This window comes from Dietzia sp. CH92, from assembly GCF_032248695.1.
Taxonomy (GTDB): domain Bacteria; phylum Actinomycetota; class Actinomycetes; order Mycobacteriales; family Mycobacteriaceae; genus Dietzia.
The window spans coordinates 1-308 of the sequence record NZ_JAVHXC010000031.1 but is presented as its reverse complement, the minus strand read 5'-3'; the positions used below and the strand labels follow the sequence as shown (position 1 = coordinate 308).

The following is a 308-nucleotide window of genomic DNA, read 5'->3' as shown; positions in this document are numbered from 1 at the left end:
GGCGCCGACGCTGCGGGCGAGTAGTTCGATGAGGGCTTCGATGGTGGCGGGGCCCCCGCGGGGTAGGTAGATCTCGGGTTCGCCGTCTGGGCCCAGGGGTGCCAGCACGGTGATCTGGGGGCGGATCTGGGTGGCCAGGCGCCCGGGGCCCGGGCACGGACCGCCGGCGGCTGGGGCGCCGCTGGGCCCGGTGGCGGTGGCGCCGCTGGGCCCGCGGGTGGGGGCGGGGCTCGGCCCGGTGGGGGTGGTGGTGTCGGGGTGGTCGATGGTGGGGTCGAGGAAGGCGGCGACGAGGGCGTCGGCGCGTA

1 pseudogene is annotated in these 308 nt (G+C 78.2%); it reads right to left on the bottom strand.

The annotated features are described in order from the left end of the window. Positions 1 to 308, bottom strand: a pseudogene (locus RWK90_RS17320) (hypothetical protein); the annotation flags it as partial.